The organism is Pseudomonas baltica, assembly GCF_031880315.1.
GTDB lineage: Bacteria > Pseudomonadota > Gammaproteobacteria > Pseudomonadales > Pseudomonadaceae > Aquipseudomonas.
In genome coordinates this window covers 3,499,241-3,520,460 of the sequence record NZ_CP134771.1, presented here as the reverse complement: position 1 = coordinate 3,520,460, position 21,220 = coordinate 3,499,241, and the positions used below count along the sequence as shown (strand labels likewise).

Genomic DNA, 21,220 nt, shown 5'->3' with positions numbered 1-21,220 from the left:
CTCCCAAAGGGGTTGCCTCTGCGGGAGCAAAGCTTGCTCGCGAAGAGGCCAGTACTGACCACATAAAAAAGGGGGCGCCAAATTGCGACGCCCCCTCGAGGTAAGCTTTTTACGGTCGGCGCCTTAACCGGCGACGATCTCCACCAGCACTTCACCCGGATTCACTCGGTCGCCCTTGGCCACATGGATGGCTGCGACCTTGCCAGCGATCGGCGCCTGAACTTCGGTTTCCATCTTCATCGCCTCGGTGATCAGCACCGCCTGGCCGGTCTTGACCACATCGCCTTCCTTGACCAGCACATCGACGATGTTGCCTGGCATCGAGGTGCTCACATGGCCCGGCTCGGTGGCATGTTGACGCTTGCTGCCACCGCCACCGCCGACGAACTCGTTGAGTGGCTCGAACACCACCTCTTCGGGCACGCCATCGATCGACAGGTAGAAGTGCCGCTTGCCGCTGTTCTTCACGCCGACACCAGTGATATCCACGCGGTAGCTCTCGCCGTGCACATCGATGACGAACTCGGTGGGCACGCCCTCGCCGCCCGCCGACGCCACTGCACCCGCTTGCGGAATCGGCAGCAGGGCTTCCGGGGTCAAGGTGCCGGCTTCACGCTCTTCGAGGAACTTGCGCCCGATGTCCGGGAACATCGCGAACGTGAGCACGTCCTCTTCGGACTTGGCCAGCTCGCCGATGTCCTTGCGCAGCTTGTCCATCTCCGGCTTGAGCAGATCGGCCGGGCGCACGTCGATCACCTCTTCGCTGCCGATGGCCTGGCGCCGCAGTTTCTCGTTGACCACACCCGGCGCGGCCCCGTAGCCACCCTGCAGGTACAGCTTCACCTCGTTGGTGATGGTCTTGTAGCGCTCGCCGGCCAGCACGTTGAAGAACGCCTGGGTGCCGACGATCTGCGAGGTCGGCGTCACCAGCGGCGGGTAACCGAGGTCCTTGCGTACCCGTGGGATCTCGGCCAACACCTCACTCATGCGGCTCAGGGCGCCCTGCTCCTTGAGCTGGTTGGCGAGGTTGGAAATCATCCCGCCCGGCACCTGGTTGACCTGCACGCGGGTGTCGACCGCAGTGAATTCGCTCTCGAACTGGTGATATTTCTTACGCACCGCGTAGAAGTACAGGCCGATTTCCTGCAGCAGTTCCAGGTCCAGGCCCGTGTCGAACTCGCTGCCCTTGAGCGCCGCGACCATCGACTCGGTGCCCGGATGACTGGTGCCCCAGGCGAAGCTGGAGATGGCGGTGTCGATATGGTCGGCACCGTTCTCGATCGCCTTGAGCTGGCACATCGCAGCCAAACCGGCGGTGTCGTGGGAATGGATGAACACCGGCAGCGACTGCTCGGCCTTCAGCGCCTTGACCAGTTCGCCCGTGGCATAAGGGGTCAGCAAGCCGGCCATGTCCTTGATCGCCACCGAGTCACAGCCCATGGCTTCCATCTGCTTGGCCTGGGCAACAAAGGCGCCGATGGTGTGCACCGGGCTGGTGGTGTAGGCGATGGTGCCTTGGGCATGCTTGCCGGCGGCCTTCACGGCTTCGATGGCGACGCGCAGGTTACGCACGTCGTTCATGGCGTCGAAAATGCGGAACACGTCGATGCCATTCGCCGCGGCCTTGGCCACGAACGCGCGGACCACGTCGTCGCTGTAATGGCGATAGCCGAGCAGGTTCTGACCGCGCAGGAGCATCTGCAGGCGAGTATTGGGCAGCGCGGCGCGCAGTTGGCGCAGGCGCTCCCACGGGTCTTCCTTGAGGAAGCGGATGCAGGCGTCGAAGGTCGCCCCGCCCCAGACTTCCAGCGACCAGTAGCCGACCTTGTCGAGCTTGTCGCAGATCGGCAGCATGTCTTCGGTGCGCATGCGGGTCGCCAGCAGGGACTGGTGGGCGTCGCGCAGGATGGTATCGGTGACGGTGATTTTCTTGGACATCAGGTATTCCTCACAGGCCTGCGTGGGCGGCAATGGCGGCGGCGATGGCCAGGGCCAGCTCCTCGGGTTTGCGCTTGATCGAGTAGTTGGTCAGCTCGGGGTGGCTTTCGACGAAGCTGGTGTTGAACTGGCCGCTGCGAAATTCCGGATTGCGCAGGATTTCCTGGTAATAGGCGGCGGTGGTCTTCACCCCTTGCAGGCGCATGTCGTCGAGCGCGCGTAGCCCGCGGTCCATGGCTTCTTCCCAGGTCAGGGCCCAGACCACCAGCTTCAGACACATGGAGTCGTAGAACGGCGGGATGGTATAGCCGGTGTAGATCGCCGTGTCGGTGCGCACGCCCGGGCCGCCCGGCGCGTAGTAGCGAGTGATCTTGCCGAAGCTGGGGAGGAAGTTGTTTTTCGGGTCCTCGGCGTTGATGCGAAATTGCAACGCATAGCCGCGGTGCTGGATGTCTTCCTGCTTGACCGAGAGCGGCAGCCCGGAGGCGATGCGGATCTGCTCGCGGACGATATCGATACCGGTGATTTCCTCGGTGATGGTGTGCTCCACCTGCACGCGCGTGTTCATCTCCATGAAGTACACCTCGCCCTCGGCGAGCAAAAACTCCACGGTGCCGGCGTTTTCGTAGCCCACGGCCTTGGCGGCGCGCACCGATAGATCGCCGATGTAGGCGCGCTGCTCGGGGGTCAGTTGCGGGCTGGGGGCGATCTCGATGAGCTTCTGGTTGCGGCGCTGGATCGAGCAGTCGCGCTCGAACAGGTGCACGACGTTGCCGAAGCTGTCACCGAGGATCTGCGCCTCGATGTGCTTGGGATTGACGATGCACTTTTCCAGGAACACCTCGGCCGAACCGAAGGCCTTGGTGGCTTCCGAAATCACCCGCGGGAAGGCCTGCTCGAGTTCTTCGCGGCTGTTGCAGCGGCGGATACCACGCCCGCCACCTCCGGAAGTGGCCTTGAGCATCACCGGGTAGCCGATGCGGTCACCTTCAGTGAGCGCCTCGGCGATGTCGGCGACGTTGCCCTCGGTGCCTGGAGTGACCGGCACTCCGGCCTTGATCATGCTGCGTCGCGCTTCGGTCTTGTCGCCCATGCGCCGGATCACTTCAGCCGACGGGCCGATGAATTTGATCCCGCGTTCGGCGCAGATGTCCGCCAGCTCGGCGTTTTCGGACAAAAAGCCATAGCCTGGGTGCAGGGCATCGCAGCCCGTTTCCACCGCCAGGTTGACCAGTTTGCGTGGGTTCAGGTAACCGGCCAGCGGCTCGGCGCCCAACCCGTAGGCCTCGTCGGCACGCTTGACGTGCAGCGCCTGGCGGTCGGCGTCGGAATAGACCGCCACCGAGCGAATGCCCATCTCGGCGCAAGCACGCACGATTCGCACGGCGATCTCACCACGGTTGGCGATCAGGATCTTTTTTATCACGTTGGACGTTCCTCGACCGTTATCTCGATCGACCCGGCAGGGCCGATCAGTGCATGACCAGTCCTACACCGCTGGTCGCCCTTTCACACTAGCGCTACGCGACGATTAACAAAAATCAATAATTATTGGCTGGGACATAAGTAAATACTTATAGTGGCCGTATTGCCTACCCCAGACCCCCCATAAAAATGCGTAAGTCATTGATGCGTATGACCTTGCGTCAGCTGCAGGTTTTCAACGAAGTCTGCGATCTGCGCTCGTATAGCCGCGCCGCCGTCGAAATGTCGCTGACGCAACCCGCGGTCAGTCTGCAAATTCGGCAGTTAGAAGAGTTGGTCGGCCAGCCGCTGTTCGAATACGTGGGCAAGAAGCTGTACCTGACAGAAGCGGCCGAGGCCCTGCAGCGGGCCAGTCGGGACATTTTTGGGCGTTTGGAAAGCCTCGATATGCAGCTGTCCGACTTGCAAGGGTCGCTTCAAGGTCAATTGAAGCTTGCTGTGGAGTCGAGCGCCAAATATTTCACCCCACATTTGTTTGCGGCCTTCAAGAAACTGCACCCCGAGGTCAACCTTAGCCTCACGGTGGTCAACCGCGCACAGGTGATTCGCCGACTGTCGGATAACCGCGACGACCTGGTGATCATGTCCATGGTGCCCCAGGACATGGGGCTGGAATTCATGCCCTTCCTCAACAATCCTATCGTCGCCGTGGCGCTGCCGGACCATCCACTCAGCCAGCTTGAACACCTGCGCTTGCAGGACCTGGAGCCTTTCACCCTGGTGATACGCGAACAAGGATCAGGCACACGTACGGCCTGCGAGGAGTACTTCAAGGAGAAGCGCGTGCACTTCACCCAGACCCTGGAGGTCGCCTCGTCGGATGCTCAACGCGAGTGCGTGATGGCAGGGCTGGGGGTGGCATTGCTGACGCGGCATGCGGTCAACATGGAATTGGCGACCAGCGTGCTCAAAGAACTGCCGATCGACGAGCTGCCGCTGTATCGCAGCTGGTGCATCGTGCAGGCCAAGGCCAAACGCCCATCACCGGTGGCGCAGGCCTTCGCGGCTTTTATCCGCAGCGAACGCGCTCAGATCAGCGCGCTGGTTGAACGCTTTGCCGGGCGGCTGCCGCTGGTGCCTGCCACAACATGAGGTCGGGGTAGTCGGCGATTTCCTGATTGAGCCGACGCTCGTCGGAGTAGGATTCGATGGCACGGCGAAACGCCATACGGCGTTGGTCTTCCTGCTGTTTGCGGGTTTTGGCGGAGGGGCTGGTGCCGTCTTCGTATCGAGTCATGAGCTGTCTCCCAGTGCGAGTGCGGGAGTACAGGATGGCGGGGGATGGTTACGGTTTGGCGGCGTGTAGATGACGGCGGTGTGAAGGTGGGATTTTGCAAGCCATGTCGGCGCTTCTCGGGCTAAACCGGCTGTGGGAGCAAGGCTTGCCCGCGAGGGGCGCGCCGCGATGTAAAGCCTGGCGCCTACTCCTCGTGCTTCACCGACTTGGGCGACAACCGCAATCCACGCAAGCTGCGCTTCACGCTCTTCAGGTGATTCACCAGGCTCGGCCCGCGCGCCATCGCCACGCCCATCGCCAGCACATCGATCACCACCAGATGGGCGATCCGCGAAGTCAACGGGGTGTAAATCTCGGTGTCTTCATGCACATCGATCGCCAGATTGACCGTCGCCAGTTCCGCCAGCGGCGTCTGGCTCGGGCACAGGGTGATCAAGGTCGCGCCGGAATCACGCACCAAGTTGGCAGTAATCAGCAAATCCTTGGAACGGCCAGACTGGGAAATACACACCGCCACGTCGCCCTCCTTGAGAGTGACCGCCGACATCGCCTGCATGTGCGGGTCCGAATAGGCGGCTGCGGTCAGCAACAAACGGAAAAACTTGTGCTGCGCATCGGCGGCCACCGCGCCCGAAGCACCAAAGCCGTAGAAGTTGATGCGATCGGCGTTGGACATGGCCGTCACCGCCCGCTGCAACGCCAGCGGATCGAGGTTTTCCCGAACCTCCATCAGCGTGTGCAAGGTGGTGTCGAAAATCTTCAGGCTGTAGTCCGAGACCGAGTCGTCTTCATGAATCGCGAACTGCCCGAAGCTCGCCCCCGCCGCCAGGCTTTGCGCCAGCTTGAGTTTGAGGTCCTGAAAACCGCTGCAACCGATGGCGCGGCAGAACCGCACGATGGTCGGCTCGCTGATGCCCACCTGATGGGCCAGATCGGCCATGGAACTGTGCATCACCGCTGCCGGGTCAAGCAGCACGTGGTCGGCCACCTTGAGCTCCGACTTGCGTAACAGGTGACGGGATTGCGCGATGTGTTGCAACAGGTTCAAGGGCAGGACTCGGACAGGTCGATGGGCTGATGTAGCTACCTTGTAGTTATACTACATGGTCGGAAAAACGCCCAGTTAAAGGATTCTCAGGGACCTCTGCAACACTAAAATATTGCAGGAAGTTGCGAGTGGACATCCGTGGTTTACCAGGATTGATTGCCCCTATTAGTATGTCGCCGGCCCTAATTCAGGATGTCTCACCCCCGGATTTCAGGGTATTCGGCTGCTCACTGAATACTCATGTACCTGTTTGCAAGGATTCGCATCATGAGTGGAAAACCCGCTGCACGCATCACAGATCCAACCGCCTGCCCGCAATCGGGGCACGGCGAAAACCCCCTTGTCTCCGGCTCGCCAGATGTCATATTCGACGGACTGAACGCCGCCCGCGAAAACGATAGGAGCGCCTGCGGCAGCCGCATCGTTTCCGGCCTGTCATCCACCGTATTCATCAACGGCATGCGGGCCGCCACGCAAGGTAGCGTGGGGGAACATGGCAACGCAGTAACCGCGGGTTCAAGCACAGTGATCATCGGTGACACCCATATCCCCGCGCCCGTCACACCTGTCCAGCCCATGCGCACCAACGCGGTCACCTCTTATTCGGGGCGGTTCCAGTTGATCGACCAGAACACCGGCAAGCCAGTGGCACGCCGCTTGGTCAAAGTCTGGTCCAGCGATGGCAAAAGCTTTTACGACTATACCGATGCCCAAGGGATGACCCGCTGGGTTAGAAGTAACTCGCCACAAACACTGCATATCGATCTGGAGCAGGAGGACGGTAATGAGTGAGCCGTCGCTGTCCCAGGGAGGTATGAAATCGGATGGTCAGATCAATCCTGTCGGGATTCTGGAGCCCAAACTCGATCCGCAAGACAAGAAAGTGCTGTGCTCGGCGATCTGTTATTGCAGTGCTACACCAAATGTCAGTCGGGATGGCAGGAGTCTCAAGCAGGCTTGTGTCGCGCAGCGATTGGGGGAGCTGGATGAGATACTGCAGGGGCGCAGTCCGTATAAAGCTGAGGTTAGCTACGACATGACCAAGAATCCACCGCAGCCGATAATGGACAGCCAGACCGGAGGCAATCCGCATGGCTGGATTCCGGGGTGGATCAAAAAGTATTGGGATGAGGATCCGGAGCATCCTCCTTTCAAGCCTGGTAGAGGGATGATTCGTCGGCCTGATGTGGTGATTGTTAAAGACCCAATGATCCCGCCTGCTCAGAATAATATCCAGGTGTTGGTCGAAATGAAGTTTCCTCCCGACCCACCGAACCCAGATCAGGTGAGAGCATACAAACAGATTGCTGGAGCAAATCGAGTCGTTAGTATGAGCTCTACAGAGTGCGACTGTACTCAAGAAACTCAGTCCACGCGGATACCTGCCGAACAGTTGGGATGGGCTGCCAGTATCGCCACTCTGACTATGTTTTTTTTGACCCGAGGCCGCACGCCTCGCCCAATGCTGCCCACCCCTGCCTATTAGAAGAGAGCACATAATGGACCAATCTTTCGATTTGGCAGCGGCGCTGACCAAACAACCTCATTTGCTAGAGGTGCCCGGTAATCTTTTGATGAAGGGAGGGCCACAAAACTACATTGGCGCCGTCGCTTCAGTACGCGGAACGCTTTATTTCAAGGAGGCTCACACCTCACTGGTTCGCGAGGCATTGTGCAAATGCTTTGATGATTTCAAGATGGTAGCGGAACCTCATCTAACATGGTTATTGCGCGAAGAGCCTCCCAAGGGCAAACCCGTTATTCCGTATTCAAATGCAGCTTCGTTGCGCGAGATGATGGAGTCTTTGGATGAAGACGATCTACTAAGTTTCTTCTACACGAGTGGAAAGCAATCCAAAGATGCCAGCCCTTGGCTATTCAGTATCATGGGGCAACGCGCGTGGCAGGCAAAGATGGGCGATGACGTCAGCGTGTTGGAATTCTCAGTTCCTGTGTTATTTCATGATCAGAATCCACTGAGTTTCTTAAAGCTCTTTCGTGCGTTCGCACAGCGCTTGAATCCAGAGCAGGGTTACGCTGGAAATGCTTTCAATCTTTCGATCACTCAGAAGGATGAGAATGAACCAACCGAGGCTTTCATGGCCGCCCGCATGCCCGGCCTGGATGTTGGTACTGCGTCTTGGCTTACGATCGAACCGACCGCGAAACAACCTAAGATAAAGACGGTAAGCTGGCTAACGCTGCTTGACAACCAACGCCTGGAATTGGCCGGAGGCCTCGATATCCTTCGCTCTCAACTACCCTCTAGTCATTACGCATTCTATCGCTGTAATGACGGAGTCATTATTCAATCGGGCGCCTATCCCTATGCTGCTGGCGATGCCGAAGACCCAAAACCTGCGGCCTATGTATTGGTCAATCATCTGCTCAAACCTATCCGCTGTGAGACCGTAGGGTCGTTGCATAGCGGCAGCCACGACGGCGAATTGCGACTAGTCGGCTGGTCCGCAGATCAATGGCTGAAACGCCTCGACGTCGACGATAGTTCAATACCCGCATGGCGCACTAAATTGCTACGCGATGAGCCGGGGCTGAACTCCAAGAATACGCTGCCTGAACGCTTATAAATATTGGTGTCAGGCTCAGTTGAGAGTCGCTGTTCTGGACGCTTCCGCCAAATGAGCCTGGCACTCGATCCCCCCATTCAGCCGTAGACGGCCGGCCGGCCGAAGGTAATGCTCAGCGACCGACTCTAGGACGCAGAACCTGCCTGCACATCCTGCAGTCCAGCCGTCACATCATCGATGATCGCTTTGGCCATATCCCCCAGATAATGAGCAGCCCACACCATTGCCCCATCATCGTCCGCTTGCAGTGCACTCAACAACGTCAGTTTGTTAGCTGAAGCCATCAGCAGCGAGGCATGCTCAAGCGCGTGCTCTGCGCAGATTCCAGGGGTGATACGAAAAAGCCGCTCATTCCGGGAATTACAGACGCCGAACGTCGCTGCACCGGTAGTACTGTTGGAGGACTGAAGAATGCTGTTCATTATTAAACTCCTTGATTCGAGGAGCTGCCTTCATCGTCGCCAAACGATAAGGGTGGCAGCTGTACGCGGGTTGGCGAACCGGGAATCAAGGAAACCGGCAGACCCGAAGGTCTCCCACGCACAGCCGCCATAACAGGACATGCGGGCGCAAAAAAAGCGCCTGCAATCGTGATGGGGCGCTGCTGCGCCTTGAATTCGTCGGGTCGCCAAACCCGGTCGCTGAGTGGCAGCGACGCCTGAACGATACTGGGCAGGGAAGAAGGTTGCAACAGCCGAGAAATTCCCGGCGTTTCCTCAACTCTCCACCGACCAGCCCCGCTGGTCTCTGATAAGCATTTGCGCCATATCATGAGCAGGCAAAGGCCGGCTGATCAAATACCCCTGAATCTCATCGCACCCCTGCTCTTTCAGTATCTCCAACTGCCCCTGCGTCTCCACGCCCTCCGCCACCACCTGCAACCCGAGGCTATGAGCCATGGCAATGATCGCCTGGGTAATCACTACATCCTCTCGCGCCTCATCCAGCCCACGAACAAACGCCTGATCAATCTTCACGTAATCCACCGGTAGGCGCTTTAGATAGCTCAACGACGAATACCCCGTCCCGAAGTCATCGATCGCCAATTTGACGCCGATTTCCCGCAACTGCTGAAACGTCAGGCTGATGTGTTCGATGCTATCGAGCAATTGGCTCTCTGTGAGCTCCAGCTCCAGGCAGCGGGCTGCCAAGCCGGTGTCATCAAGCACCTGGCGCACCAGGCTGACCAGCTTGCCTTGGCGCAACTGGTGCACCGAGAGGTTGACCGAAACGCGCACTGGGGCGAGGCCGTGACGCTGCCATTGCTGGGCCTGCCAGCAGGCTTGGCGCAGGACGAATTCGCCGATGGCGCCGATCAGGCCGGTTTCCTCGGCCAGGGGGATGAATTCGCCGGGCAGCACCAGGCCGCGGGTCGGGTGGCGCCAGCGCACCAGGGCTTCGGCGGATTCCAGGCGGCCGCTGGCGACGTGGAGTTTGGGTTGATAGAAGACTTCGAGCTGTTGCTCGTCGATGGCCTTGCGCAGTTGGTTTTCCAGTTGCAGGCGCTCAAGGGTGCTGGCGCGCTGGCTTTCGGTGAAGAACTGGAAGGTGTCGCCGCCCAGGTGTTTGGCGTGTTGCATGGCGGTGTTGGCCTGGGCGACCAGGTCGGTGGCGACGCGGGCGTTATCGGGCAGCAGGCTGATGCCGATGGAGGCGCCGATGATCAGTTCGTGGCCGTTGATCAGCAGTGGCGCGCGCAGTTTGCCGAGCAGGCGGCTGGTGACGCGGGCGAGGCTGGAGAGGTTGGCGTAGGCGTCGAACAGCACGGCGAATTCGTCGCCGGCCAGGCGCGCGATGGTGTCGGCTTCGGGCAGGGCGTTGCTGATGCGCCGGGCCATTTCCTTGAGGACCTGGTCGGCGGTGTCGTGGCCGAGGCTGTCGTTGATCAGCTTGAAGCGGTCGATGTCGATGTGCAGCAAGGCCAGCGCCCTGCCCCGCTGGGTGGCGCGCAGGGCGGCTTCTTGCAAGCGTTCACGGAACAGTACGCGGTTGGCCAGGCCGGTGAGCTCGTCGTAGTGGCTGAGGAAGCGCATGCGTTCTTCGGAGGCACGCCGGCCGGACAGATCGGAGAAGAAGCCGACGATATGGCTGATGTTGTCCAGCCGATCGCGGACCACGCTGAGCTGCATCCATTGCGGGTAGAGTTCGCCGTTCTTGCGCGTCTCGACCAGTTCGCCTTGCCAGCCGCCGCGCTCTTCGAGGGCTTGGCAGATGGCCTGGAACTGCCGCCGGGCATCGTGGCTGCAGGGCAGTTCGATGAGGTTGAAGCCCATGGCATCGGCTTCGCTGTAGCCGGTGATGGCGGTGAACGCCTTGTTGACGGCCAGCACGCCAAAGGCGGCATCTAGTACCACGATGCCTTCGCTCATGGCTTCGAATACCGTAGCGGCCAGGCTCAGTTGTTGTTGCCAGGCCTTGCGTTTGCTGATGTCGGCGCGGGTGCCGATCATCCTCAGCACACGGCCGCGGGGGCCACGTTCGACGGCGCGGCCGTGGTCTTCGACCCACAACCAGCGACCGTCTTCGTGGCGCACGCGGTATTCGACGCGGTAGTCGGTGGTGCGTCCCTTGAGGTGGTTGGTGAGGGTTTTCTTCAGCAACGGCATGTCGTCAGGGTGCAGGCGCGGGCGCAGGTCCTTGAGCATCAGCGACACGGAGCTTTCATCCAGGCCGAACAGGCGTTTGAGCTCGCTGTGGTGGACTTCGTCAGTCTGCAGGTTCCAGTCCCACAGGCCGAGCTCGCTGGCTTCGAGGGCGAGGGCCAGGCGTTCCTCGCTTTTGCTCAGGGCCTGGTTGGCGTGGTCCAGGGCCTGGCTGCGCTCGGCGACGCGGACTTCGAGCTCGGCGTGGGTTTCGCGCAGGGTGTCTTCGACGGCGCGGCGGTGTTGCACCTCCTCGGCCAACTCCTGGTTGAGCTGTTCGCCGTGAATGCGTTCGGCTTGCAGGCGCTCGATGAGGGCCTGGTTCTGGAAGCGCCGCAGCAGGTTGCGTTCGATCAGGCGGTTGACCTGCCACGCGACGATTGCCAGCGACACCAGCAGCATCAGGCCCAGCCAGCCCCAGCCGCGCTGGTGTTCATCGCCCCACAACAGCAGATAGCCGACCGGCGGCAGCAGGCACGGCAAGGTGAAGGTGAGAAAGGCCGGCAGGCTGACGGCGTAGGCGATGCTGGCCGATAGCGCGGCGGCGCCGAGCAGGCCGAACAGCCACGCCTGCTGGATGAAGCTGTTGACCGGGGTCAGGGCGATGGCGCCTGCTGCGAGGGTCAGGCCACTGAGGCCCGCCCCCAGCAGAAAGCGTCGCAGCCAGCGCGGATCGGACTGGCGCGCTGGCATGGCACTGTCGAAGGCAGCGACCTGAATCACCCGTAACGCGGCGAGCAGCATCAGCCACACCAGCCAGATGCTCACCAATACATAGTGGCGCGGGCTCCACAGCAGCCACGAGCAGACGAGGCCGTTGATCAGCATGAACAGTGTGGGGAGCAGTGAACCTTGATACAGCAGGCGCGTGCGCTCGGCCGCCAGTTGCGCGGCAAAAGCAGGTTCCACGGGCGGCGCGGCATCCTCGGGGGACGCCGGGCGGGCGGAGGCGAAGGTCATGGTGGATATTCTTGTAGTTGGCAGCCATTAACGTTGATTGAGCATACACAATGGGGGGAAATATCCATAGGGAGGACTGCCCTGCTCGGTGATACGGGCGCCCCTGCCCGATCAGTGGTGGCGTGGGGTTTTCGTCGGCCGCAGTGACCTCTTCGCGGGCAAGCCTCGCTCCCACGGGTGAACGCCTGTGGAAGCAAAGCTTGCCCGCGAAGAGATCCTCAAGATCGCTATCGATGCCCAGCCGACTTAGCGGTGGTACAGGCCACCCATTTACCCTTAAAATGGCGGGATGCATGATGACCTCTCCCTCCTGTTGAACTCACTCAACGACGCCCAGCGCCAGGCTGTCGCCGCGCCGGTTGGCCGTCAGTTGGTCCTCGCCGGTGCCGGCTCCGGCAAGACCCGCGTGCTGGTGCACCGCATCGCCTGGCTGATGCAGGTCGAAAACGCCTCGCCGCACTCGGTGCTGTCGGTGACGTTCACCAACAAGGCCGCGGCCGAGATGCGCCATCGCATCGAGCAGCTGATGGGCATCAGCCCTGCTGGCATGTGGGTCGGGACCTTCCACGGTCTGGCCCATCGCCTGCTGCGCGCGCACTGGCAGGAGGCCAAGCTCAACCAGAACTTCCAGATCCTCGACAGCGACGACCAGCAGCGCCTGGTCAAGCGGGTGATCCGCGAGCTGGGCCTGGACGAGCAACGCTGGCCGGCGCGTCAGGCTCAGTGGTTCATCAACGGTCAAAAAGATGAAGGCCTGCGCCCGCAGCACATTCAGCCGGGTGGCGATCTGTTCCTGGCGACCATGCGCTCGATCTACGAAGCCTACGAGGCCGCGTGCGCCCGCGCCGGGGTCATTGACTTCTCCGAGCTGCTGCTGCGCGCCCTCGACTTGTGGCGCGACAACCAGGGCCTGCTGGAACACTACCAGCGGCGTTTCCGCCACGTGCTGGTGGACGAATTCCAGGATACCAACGCCGTGCAGTACGCCTGGCTGCGGCTGCTCGCCAAGGGCGGCGAGAGCCTGATGATCGTTGGCGACGACGACCAGTCGATCTACGGCTGGCGCGGCGCCAAGATCGAGAACATTCACCAGTTCTCGGACGACTTCCCCGATTCGCAGATGATCCGCCTGGAGCAGAACTATCGCTCCACCGCCGGTATCCTCAAGGCCGCCAACGCCCTGATCGTGCACAATACCGGGCGCCTGGGCAAAGAGCTGTGGACCGACGGCGGCGACGGTGAGCCGATCAATCTGTATGCCGCTTACAACGAGCACGACGAGGCTCGCTATGTAGTCGAATGCATCGAGAGCGCGGTGAAGACCGGCATGGCGCGCAGCGATATCGCCATCCTCTACCGTTCCAACGCCCAGTCGCGGGTACTCGAAGAGGCGCTGCTGCGCGAGCGCATCCCGTATCGTATCTACGGTGGCCAGCGCTTCTTCGAGCGTGCCGAAATCAAGAACGCCATGGCCTATCTGCGGCTGATGGACGGCCGCGGCAACGATGCGGCGCTGGAGCGGGTCATCAACGTGCCGCCACGTGGTATCGGAGAGAAGACCGTCGAGGCGATCCGCGAGCATGCACGCCATGCCGAAGTGTCGATGTGGGAAGCCATCCGCCAGCTGGTGCTCAATAAAGGTGTGACCGGGCGCGCCGCCAACGCGCTCAACGGCTTCCTTGAGATGATCGAGACGCTGGCGCTCAAGGTCGTCGACATGCCGCTGCACTTGATGACCCAGACCGTCGTCGAACAGTCCGGCCTGATCACCTATCACCAGGAAGAAAAGGGTGAAAAGGGCCAGGCACGGGTAGAAAACCTTGAGGAACTGGTCAGCGCCGCGCGCAACTTCGAAACCACCGAAGAGGACGAAGACCTCACGCCATTGGCGGCTTTCCTTGGCCACGCTTCGCTGGAAGCCGGCGACACGCAGGCCGACGAGCACGAAGACAGCGTGCAGTTGATGACCCTGCACAGCGCCAAGGGCCTGGAATTCCCCCATGTGTTTCTGGTGGGCCTGGAAGAAGGCCTGTTCCCGCACAAGATGAGCCTCGAAGAACCCGGCCGGCTTGAAGAAGAACGGCGCCTGGCCTATGTCGGCATCACCCGGGCGATGCAGCAACTGGTGATGACCTACGCCGAGACCCGTCGCCTGTATGGCAGCGAGACCTACAACAAGGTGTCCCGTTTCGTACGAGAAATACCAGCGGGGCTGATTCAGGAAGTGCGTCTGTCCAACAGCGTCAGCCGGCCGTTCGGCGGTGCGCAAAAGATGAACAACAGCAGCCTGTTCGCCAACGAAGGCATCCCCCAGACCGAATTCAGCCTGGGGCAGCGGGTGCAGCATGCGGTGTTCGGTGAAGGCGTGATTCTCAATTTCGAAGGTGCCGGGGCTCAGGCACGGGTGCAGGTCAACTTCGATGAGGGCAGCAAGTGGCTGATGATGGGCTATGCGAAGCTTGAGGCTATTTGACGCAGCCATGGGTCAATCAGCAGCCTGACCGACGACCCTGTAGCGAGGGGCCAGTCCCCGATTGCGGTGTGCCTGACACGGCCTGTCGGGGGCAACCCCCCTCGCTACCCGGGTGACCCTCAGTCCATCACACGTGCGGTTATCCGAGATCCTGTAAAAGCTCGAAACAATCTGTCACTAGTCACGGCACAGCCACCTGTGCAAGATGGCTCACGTGCAATCCACTCTATGGGAATTCTAATGCAACGTTTTCTTAGCATCGCTCTGGCGCTGTGCATCGGCTTGACGATGAGCATCGACGCCAATGCCAAGCGCTTCGGTGGCGGTCAAAGCTTCGGCGCTGCTCCAAGCCATCAGACTCGCCAGGCATCGCCTAGCGCTCCCGCTGCCAGCCCATCGGCTGCCGGTCGCCCACCTGCCGCGGCCGGCGGCGCTTCGCGCTGGTTGGGCCCTCTGGCCGGCCTCGCCGCTGGCGGACTGCTCGCTTCCATGTTCATGGGTGGCGGCTTCCAGGGCATGCAGTTCTTCGACATCCTGATCATGGCCGTCATCGCCTTCCTGATCTTCCGTTTCATCGCCGCTCGCCGTCGCAAGCAGCAAGAGGGCGCGCAAATGGCCGGTGCTGGCTCGCCGTATCAGCGTGAAGTTTTCGAACAACCTGCCCAACCGGCACAGAATTCGATCTTCGGCGGTGGTTCGCCTGCTCCCGCTCGTCCGGTAATCAACGCCCCGGCCTGGTTCAATGAAGAGAACTTCGTCGCTGCCGCCCGTGCTCACTTCCAGTCGCTGCAGCAGCATTGGGACGCCAACGAAATGGACAAGATCTCCGAGTTCGTGACCCCGCAAATGCTGCAGTTCCTCAAACAGGAACGCGCTAGCCTGGGTGACGGCTTCCAGTCCACTTTCATTGACGACCTCCATGTGCAACTGGATGGTGTCGACGATCGCGCCGACAAGACCATCGCTACCCTGACGTTCAGCGGCGTGTCGAAAAACTCGCGTTTCGACCAAGGCGAAGTGTTCAGCGAAAGCTGGAACATGGAACGTGCCGTTGGTGAGAACCAGCCTTGGCTGGTCGCTGGTATCCGTCAGAACGGCTGACCTTGGCAAGTTTCTACATGAAACCTTGCACCCGCAAACCCCGAGCATCTGCTCGGGGTTTTGCTTTTGTGGGATTGCACTAATATCCAGCTAAGGTATAACCGCATCGCGTATTTGGACTGAGAGGTAGCACGACGTGGAAGAAGTCATCGAACAACTGCGGGAAGCCAACGAACCGGTGCCCGTACCCCTTGAATTGCCCGACGAGGACCAGTTGGTCGAGATCGAAGAGCAGTTGTTCATCAACATTCCTTTTGTATTCAAGGAATTTTTGCTGACGGTTAGTGATGTAGTTTATGGCAGCCTGGAGCCGGTGACTGTGACCGATCCAGCGTCGCACACCTATCTGCCTGATGTGGCCTCAACCGCCTGGGACATCGGCGTGCCTCGCGAGCTGATCCCGATCTGCCAGGACGGCGATGACTATTACTGCGTTGAAGAAGATGGCACCGTGGTGCTGTGGAGCGCAGAAGAAGAGCTGGTCACCGAAGAAAGCTGGGAGTCGGTGTGGCACTGGGCGCGGGATGTCTGGCTGGAAAGCTGAGTACTGCCGCTTACCGATCCGGTGAATCGAGTGGCCCCTTCGCCGGGCAAGCCCTGCTCCCATAGTATTGACTGCGCCTGAGCCGTCCAGCTGTGGGCGCGCTCTGCTCGCGAAGGGGCCAGCGGCATCAGCCGAGATACCGGCCGTCAGGGATTCTGGTTGAGCGTCTCCAACAACGCGACCTGCATGCGCGTATGCAAGCGCACGAACCACCGCCACAGCACCGCCACCAGCACCGCCGCGATCAAGGCGATCCCCAGCAGCAGCTCGGTACTGGGCAATATGCTCGCCGACAGCCCCGCCAACAGCACGAAAATCACTACCAGCGCCAGTACCGGAATCACTTCAGCAATGATCCGCCGTACCCGCGCAGTATGCCGCCCGGCCATTTCCGGCGTGACGCCCATCTCTGCCAGCAGCATCGCCAGCGCCTTGAGCTTGCGGTACGCCGCGATCAAAAACGGTAACGATAACAGCAGGGCCGCACCGCAAATCAACGCTTTGTGCCAGCCCCCGTCATTGATCCACGCGCTCAGGTACTCACCAATCTGTTCGGCGAAATACCCCCCACAGAAAAACAAGGCCACCACCAGCGCCAAATTGACGCCCACCTGCAACAGGATTCGCCGGATCATCGACGCCAGCAGCGCACCCTCGCCCCGCGGCTGAATACTGCGCAGCCATTCGCCGTAGATACCAAACACCCTGGCCATACGCACTGGCATGACCGCCGCCAGCTTCAGCGACAGCGGGTCCGCGGCACGGATCAGATAAGGCGTGAGCAAGGTGGTGATCGCCGAAACGGCTACCGCCACGGGATAGAGGAAGTCACTGGTCACCTGCAAGGTCATGCCCAGTGCTGCGATGATGAATGAGAACTCGCCGATCTGTGACAAGCCCATGCCCACCCGCAAGGAAGTTCGGCCGTCATTGCCTGCGATAAAGGCGCCCAGCCCACAGGTCAGTACCTTGCCGAGCACCACTGCCACGGTGATCACCGCGATCGGCCAGGCGTAGGCCACCAGGATAGCCGGATCGATCATCAGGCCGATGGCAACGAAGAAGATGGCACTGAACATGTCGCGGATCGGTTCCACCAAGTGCTCGATCTTCACCAGCTGCTTTGATTCGGCCATGATCGCGCCAATCAGAAATGCCCCCAATACCATGCTGTATTCCAGCTTGACCACCAGCAGACAGAAGCCGAAACACAACCCCAGCACGGTCACCAGAAGCATCTCGTTGCTCTCGAACTTCGCTACATAGGCCAGCAGACGCGGCACTACCAGGATACCGATGACCAGCGCCACCACCATGAACAGCGACAGCTTGCCGACCGTGGAGAACACTTCACCGGAGCTCACACTACCGCTCACTGCAATGCCCGACAGCAACGCGATGATGCCGATGCCGAGAATGTCCTCGACGATCAACACGCCGAAGATCAGTTGAGCGAAGCGCTGATGCTTCATGTTGAGGTCGTTGAGCGCCTTGACGATGATGGTGGTCGAGCTGATCGCCAGGATGGCCCCCAGAAACAGCGAGTCCATGGCGCTCCAGCCAAAGGCGCTGCCGATCTCGTAGCCCAGCCAGATCATCAAGGCAATCTCGAGGAACGCGGCAATAAACGCGGTGGCTCCGACCTTGAACAACTTGCGCAAGCTGAATTCCAGCCCCAGGCTGAACATCAGGAAGATCACCCCCAGTTCGGCGAGGGTCTTGATAGTGTCTTCATCGTGGATCAGGCTGAACGGAGGGGTATGCGGGCCGATGATGAAACCGGCGACGATATAGCCGAGCACGACAGGCTGCTTGAGCCTGTGGAAAATGATGGTGACCACGCCGGCGACCAGCATGATCACGGCCAGGTCCTGAATAAAACTGATGGCATGCACGCTGAGTCCTCCATGATGGCCAGGGAAATTGACCCCATCAATGGGGTGCATTCAAGATAACACCGAGACTCGGGCTGTCTGCCCGGTGCAATATGTTGAAACAGATCGCTTCACCACGCGTTTTTTACCCTGCGCGCGTGACGAGCCTCGGGCTGCCAGCGTCCCGAAAGAGATGGGATTGTGAATATGGGCACAAGCGCCATAGAGCGTGCCGACACTCAACAGCAAATTACCGTGAGCACACTATGGAACCTGGAAACGCCCAGCTATCGATGACTGTCCTGATGACACCGGACATGGCCAACTTTTCTGGCAACGTGCACGGCGGCACACTCCTCAAGTACCTCGACGAAGTGGCCTACGCCTGCGCCAGCCGTTATGCCGGTCGCTACGTGGTGACCCTGTCGGTGGATCAGGTGATTTTCCGCGAGCCGATTCATGTCGGTGAGCTGGTGACGTTCCTGGCCTCGGTCAACTACACCGGCAACACGTCCATGGAAGTGGGCATCAAGGTCGTCACCGAAAACATCCGCGAGCGCTCGGTACGCCATACCAACAGCTGCTTCTTCACGATGGTGGCGGTCGATGACCAGCGCAAACCCGCCCAGGTACCGCCGCTGCAACCGGAAAGCGGCGAAGGCAAGCGCCGCTACATGCAGGCCCAGCAGCGCCGCCAGATTCGTCAGGAACTGGAAAAGCGCTATCAGGATATCAAGGGCGATGCCCTTTAAGGCCGCAGCCACTGACGCCTTCGCGGGCAAGCCTTGCTCCCACAGGTGTAAGACCTGGGATCTGTGGGCTTGCTCACGAAGAGGGCGGCCCAGGCAGAACAAAAGCCAGGTTCACTCCGCCAACCGCACTGCTTCGAACCGCACCCGCGGGTGCACGATACGATCCTGCGCCCGCACCAGTTCCAGCTCGTAGCTGGCGCAGGCCTGGGTTTCGAGCAGCACTTCGTGCACCGCAGCGGCAGCGAACTCGAAGGCGCTGACCAGTTCGTCGCCCAGCAATACGCGGGCGAGGAACACACCCGACGTGAGGTCGCCCACGCCTACGGGTTGGCGCGCAAATGCCAGCAACGGGCGCCGCACCAGCCAGCTGCCTTGCGCAGTCACCAGTAGCATCTCGAAATCTTCCGGGCGCTTGCCGGGATAGGCCAAGTGTTTCACCAGCACTGCTTGCGGTCCGCGAGCCAACAGCGAACGCGCCATGGCGACGCAATCGTCCAGCGACTGCGCGGCACGACCACAGAAAGTATTGAGCTCCAACTGGTTGGGGCACAGCAGATCCGCCGCTGCTACCGCTTCATCGAGGAGAAAATCGCTGATCTCAGGCGCCACACTGCAGCCCTTCTCCGGATGGCCCATTACTGGGTCGCAGAGGTACAAGGCCTTCGGATTGGCCGCCTTGATCCGCTGCACCACCGAGAGGATCGCCCGACCCTGCGCCGGGCTGCCCAGATAGCCACTGAGCACGCCATCGCAGTTGCCGAGTTCGCCAATCCCGGCGATGCCGTCGACCAGCGCAGGAATCTGCTCGGAAGCCAGCACTTCTCCCGTCCACTGACCATACTGTGTGTGGTTGGAGAATTGCACGGTGTTCAGCGGCCAGACATTGACCCCGACCCGCTGCATGGCGAACACCGCGGCGCTGTTACCGGCATGGCCGAACACCACGTGGGACTGGATGGCGAGCAGATGTGGCGTACGTTTCATGAAAAAACCCTGGAGCAGTCTGCGGAAAATTCAGGCGCGCAGTATGGCGCCAAAAGTACCCTGTACGACAGACCGAAGACACAGTTAAGCTGAGCGTACTTATCGGAGCATTCGTCGATGTTGACCCTCGGAAATATGTTAGTGCTGATGTTGCTCGCCACCGGTGCGGCATGGCTGTGGCATAACCATGGATTACGGGAAAAGGCGCTGGCGAGGGTCAAGCAGCATTGCGCCAAGCTCGACCTCGAACTGCTCGACGAAAACGTCGCGTTCAAACGCATGACTTTCGCCCGTGATGGCAATGGTCGCAAGCGCTTGGCGCGGATCTATACCTTCGAATTCACCGTCACCGGTGAGCAGCGCCACCCGGGGACGATCACGCAGTTCGGCCCCCATTCGGCGACGATCGAGCTGGCGCCCTACCCGTTCGAAATCAAGACCCAGGCCACGGCTGAAGTGATCGAGATGAGCCAGTGGCGCCAGGAACACAAACGCTGGCGCCCCTGACCCGCCCTTTTTAGCGAGGGCGCTTGCTCCCGAAACGGGTACAGGCATCATCGGTGTGACCGACGCGCTGCATCAGGGGCAAGCCCCTCGCTACTGGAGCAGCGTTTGGCGCAGGCCCGCATCCAGCGTCGCCTCGTCCTGAGGCGCACTGAAAATCAGCTCGATACGCGAGTCCTTGCGCCATTCGCTGGTTTTCCACGTCGGGATCAAGTTATCCACGGCGTTCAACGACTGCCAACCCTCGGTGCTGTGGATAACCATCTTCGCCCGCTGCCACGCGAGGTTTTTCAGCCAAGTTTCGACCTTGAGCGGATCGAATACACTCGAGGCATGCCAGCGCCAGCCGATGCTCCAGCTATCAGGCTGTGGATTGATTTGCCGGATCGGGTGGCCCGGCAGCAGCAGCTGTGGATAAACGGAGGTCTTCGCGGTCAGAGCCCCCTCACCTATGGACACCGCATCCCCCCGTTGGAGCAGGCTCTGGCCATGAATTGCAAGAAGCATTGCCGATAAGGGGACCTGCCCCTCATCTGTCCAGTACAAAGGCACCGCAGGCAACGACGCAGATATCCTCAGGCGTTTATCCCCACTCACCTCACGTGATTTGTTCATCACCAGCAATCCCGCCCCGGCCAGCGCTTCCTGCTGCGATGGCGGCAAAGGTCGTCCGCAGGCCAGGGCCTCAGCGTCGAGCACCATGATGCTCGGTTGCACGTCCAATACCCCGGCCCACGGCGCCTCGTTCAATTGCTTGAGCAACTGCGCCGGATGCCCCAGCCCTGACGGCTCGATGAATAACCGCTGTGGTCTGGACTGACGTAACAGCCGGCCCAGACCGATCTGGAAAGGCGCGCCATTGACGCAGCACAAGCACCCTCCCGCCACTTCGCCGAGTGCGATACCATCTTGCGCCGTGGTCAGTAACGCCGCATCGAGGCCGACCTGGCCGAATTCGTTGATCAGCACTGCCCAGCGTTCACCTGCTGGCCGCTGCGCCATCAACTGGCGGATAAGGCTGGTCTTGCCCGCGCCCAAGGGCCCGGCAATCACATGAGTAGGGATGTTCTGCAGCATGTTCAAAGGCTTT

At 60.6% G+C, this 21,220-nt stretch carries 18 protein-coding genes; 9 read left to right on the top strand and 9 right to left on the bottom strand.

The annotated features are described in order from the left end of the window. Positions 1 to 123: 123 nt before the first annotated feature. The gene (gene oadA / locus REH34_RS15655; protein WP_311968370.1) at positions 124 to 1,938 is read right to left on the bottom strand and encodes a sodium-extruding oxaloacetate decarboxylase subunit alpha; all 1,815 of its coding nucleotides are present in this window, start codon (positions 1,936 to 1,938) and stop codon (positions 124 to 126) included. A 10-nt stretch (positions 1,939 to 1,948) separates the two neighbouring features. Beyond that, positions 1,949 to 3,364, bottom strand: coding sequence for an acetyl-CoA carboxylase biotin carboxylase subunit (locus REH34_RS15650; protein ID WP_311968369.1), 1,416 nt, complete (start codon positions 3,362 to 3,364; stop codon positions 1,949 to 1,951). A 188-nt stretch (positions 3,365 to 3,552) separates the two neighbouring features. Here REH34_RS15650 and REH34_RS15645 point away from each other — a divergent pair, with 188 nt between their 5' ends. Beyond that, positions 3,553 to 4,515, top strand: coding sequence for a LysR family transcriptional regulator (locus REH34_RS15645; RefSeq protein ID WP_311968368.1), 963 nt, complete (start codon positions 3,553 to 3,555; stop codon positions 4,513 to 4,515). Here REH34_RS15645 and REH34_RS15640 read toward each other — a convergent pair. After that, positions 4,457 to 4,660, bottom strand: a complete 204-nt coding sequence (locus REH34_RS15640; RefSeq protein WP_311968367.1) for a PA3496 family putative envelope integrity protein — start codon at positions 4,658 to 4,660, stop codon at positions 4,457 to 4,459. The two genes, REH34_RS15645 and REH34_RS15640, sit on opposite strands and share 59 nt — an antisense overlap. A gap of 184 nt (positions 4,661 to 4,844) precedes the next feature. Next, positions 4,845 to 5,708, bottom strand: a complete 864-nt coding sequence (gene hexR, locus REH34_RS15635) for a transcriptional regulator HexR (RefSeq protein WP_226503891.1) — start codon at positions 5,706 to 5,708, stop codon at positions 4,845 to 4,847. 267 nt (positions 5,709 to 5,975) lie between these two features. Between hexR and REH34_RS15630 the strand changes: the two genes are divergently transcribed. Genes REH34_RS15630 through REH34_RS15620 form a run of 3 tightly spaced genes read left to right on the top strand, consistent with a single transcriptional unit; the run spans position 5,976 to position 8,296 of the window. Then, positions 5,976 to 6,500 carry a PAAR domain-containing protein gene (locus tag REH34_RS15630; protein ID WP_311968366.1) on the top strand — a complete coding sequence of 175 codons (525 nt, stop codon included), beginning with the start codon at positions 5,976 to 5,978 and terminating at the stop codon, positions 6,498 to 6,500. Then, the gene (locus REH34_RS15625; RefSeq protein WP_311968365.1) at positions 6,493 to 7,194 is read left to right on the top strand and encodes a VRR-NUC domain-containing protein; all 702 of its coding nucleotides are present in this window, start codon (positions 6,493 to 6,495) and stop codon (positions 7,192 to 7,194) included. Before REH34_RS15630 ends, REH34_RS15625 begins: the two co-directional genes overlap by 8 nt. Before the next feature lie 13 nt (positions 7,195 to 7,207). Further along, a complete protein-coding gene (locus REH34_RS15620) occupies positions 7,208 to 8,296 on the top strand; it encodes a DUF3396 domain-containing protein (protein ID WP_311968364.1) in 1,089 nt (362 codons plus the stop codon). A 125-nt stretch (positions 8,297 to 8,421) separates the two neighbouring features. Here the strand turns inward: REH34_RS15620 and REH34_RS15615 are convergent, their stop codons facing one another. After that, positions 8,422 to 8,718, bottom strand: a complete 297-nt coding sequence (locus REH34_RS15615) for a DUF3077 domain-containing protein (RefSeq protein WP_311968363.1) — start codon at positions 8,716 to 8,718, stop codon at positions 8,422 to 8,424. A 294-nt stretch (positions 8,719 to 9,012) separates the two neighbouring features. Further along, complete coding sequence (locus REH34_RS15610) at positions 9,013 to 11,898, bottom strand: EAL domain-containing protein (RefSeq protein ID WP_311968362.1); 2,886 nt, start codon at positions 11,896 to 11,898, stop codon at positions 9,013 to 9,015. Between the two features lie 289 nt (positions 11,899 to 12,187). On the opposite strand from REH34_RS15610, the gene uvrD reads away from it, so the two are divergent. From uvrD to REH34_RS15595, 3 genes are all read left to right on the top strand, one after another. Continuing rightward, entirely contained in the window at positions 12,188 to 14,371 is a 2,184-nt protein-coding gene (gene uvrD / locus REH34_RS15605; protein WP_311968361.1) for a DNA helicase II, read from the top strand. A 240-nt stretch (positions 14,372 to 14,611) separates the two neighbouring features. Beyond that, a complete protein-coding gene (locus REH34_RS15600) occupies positions 14,612 to 15,472 on the top strand; it encodes a Tim44 domain-containing protein (protein WP_226503885.1) in 861 nt (286 codons plus the stop codon). A gap of 136 nt (positions 15,473 to 15,608) precedes the next feature. Then, positions 15,609 to 16,016, top strand: a complete 408-nt coding sequence (locus REH34_RS15595) for an SMI1/KNR4 family protein (RefSeq protein WP_226503884.1) — start codon at positions 15,609 to 15,611, stop codon at positions 16,014 to 16,016. Between the two features lie 146 nt (positions 16,017 to 16,162). On the opposite strand, the gene REH34_RS15590 is transcribed toward REH34_RS15595, so the two are convergent. Beyond that, positions 16,163 to 17,911, bottom strand: coding sequence for a cation:proton antiporter (locus tag REH34_RS15590; protein WP_311968360.1), 1,749 nt, complete (start codon positions 17,909 to 17,911; stop codon positions 16,163 to 16,165). 245 nt (positions 17,912 to 18,156) lie between these two features. Here REH34_RS15590 and REH34_RS15585 point away from each other — a divergent pair, with 245 nt between their 5' ends. After that, entirely contained in the window at positions 18,157 to 18,642 is a 486-nt protein-coding gene (locus REH34_RS15585) for an acyl-CoA thioesterase (RefSeq protein ID WP_226503882.1), read from the top strand. Between the two features lie 111 nt (positions 18,643 to 18,753). Here REH34_RS15585 and pdxY read toward each other — a convergent pair whose 3' ends face one another. Continuing rightward, complete coding sequence (gene pdxY, locus REH34_RS15580; protein ID WP_311968359.1) at positions 18,754 to 19,626, bottom strand: pyridoxal kinase PdxY; 873 nt, start codon at positions 19,624 to 19,626, stop codon at positions 18,754 to 18,756. Positions 19,627 to 19,743: 117 nt separating this feature from the next. Between pdxY and REH34_RS15575 the strand changes: the two genes are divergently transcribed. Beyond that, positions 19,744 to 20,133 (top strand): DUF3301 domain-containing protein, encoded by a 390-nt coding sequence (locus REH34_RS15575; protein WP_311968358.1) that lies wholly within the window; start codon positions 19,744 to 19,746, stop codon positions 20,131 to 20,133. Positions 20,134 to 20,223: 90 nt separating this feature from the next. On the opposite strand, the gene REH34_RS15570 is transcribed toward REH34_RS15575, so the two are convergent. Next, positions 20,224 to 21,207 carry a CobW family GTP-binding protein gene (locus REH34_RS15570; protein WP_311968357.1) on the bottom strand — a complete coding sequence of 328 codons (984 nt, stop codon included), beginning with the start codon at positions 21,205 to 21,207 and terminating at the stop codon, positions 20,224 to 20,226. Positions 21,208 to 21,220: the final 13 nt, after the last annotated feature.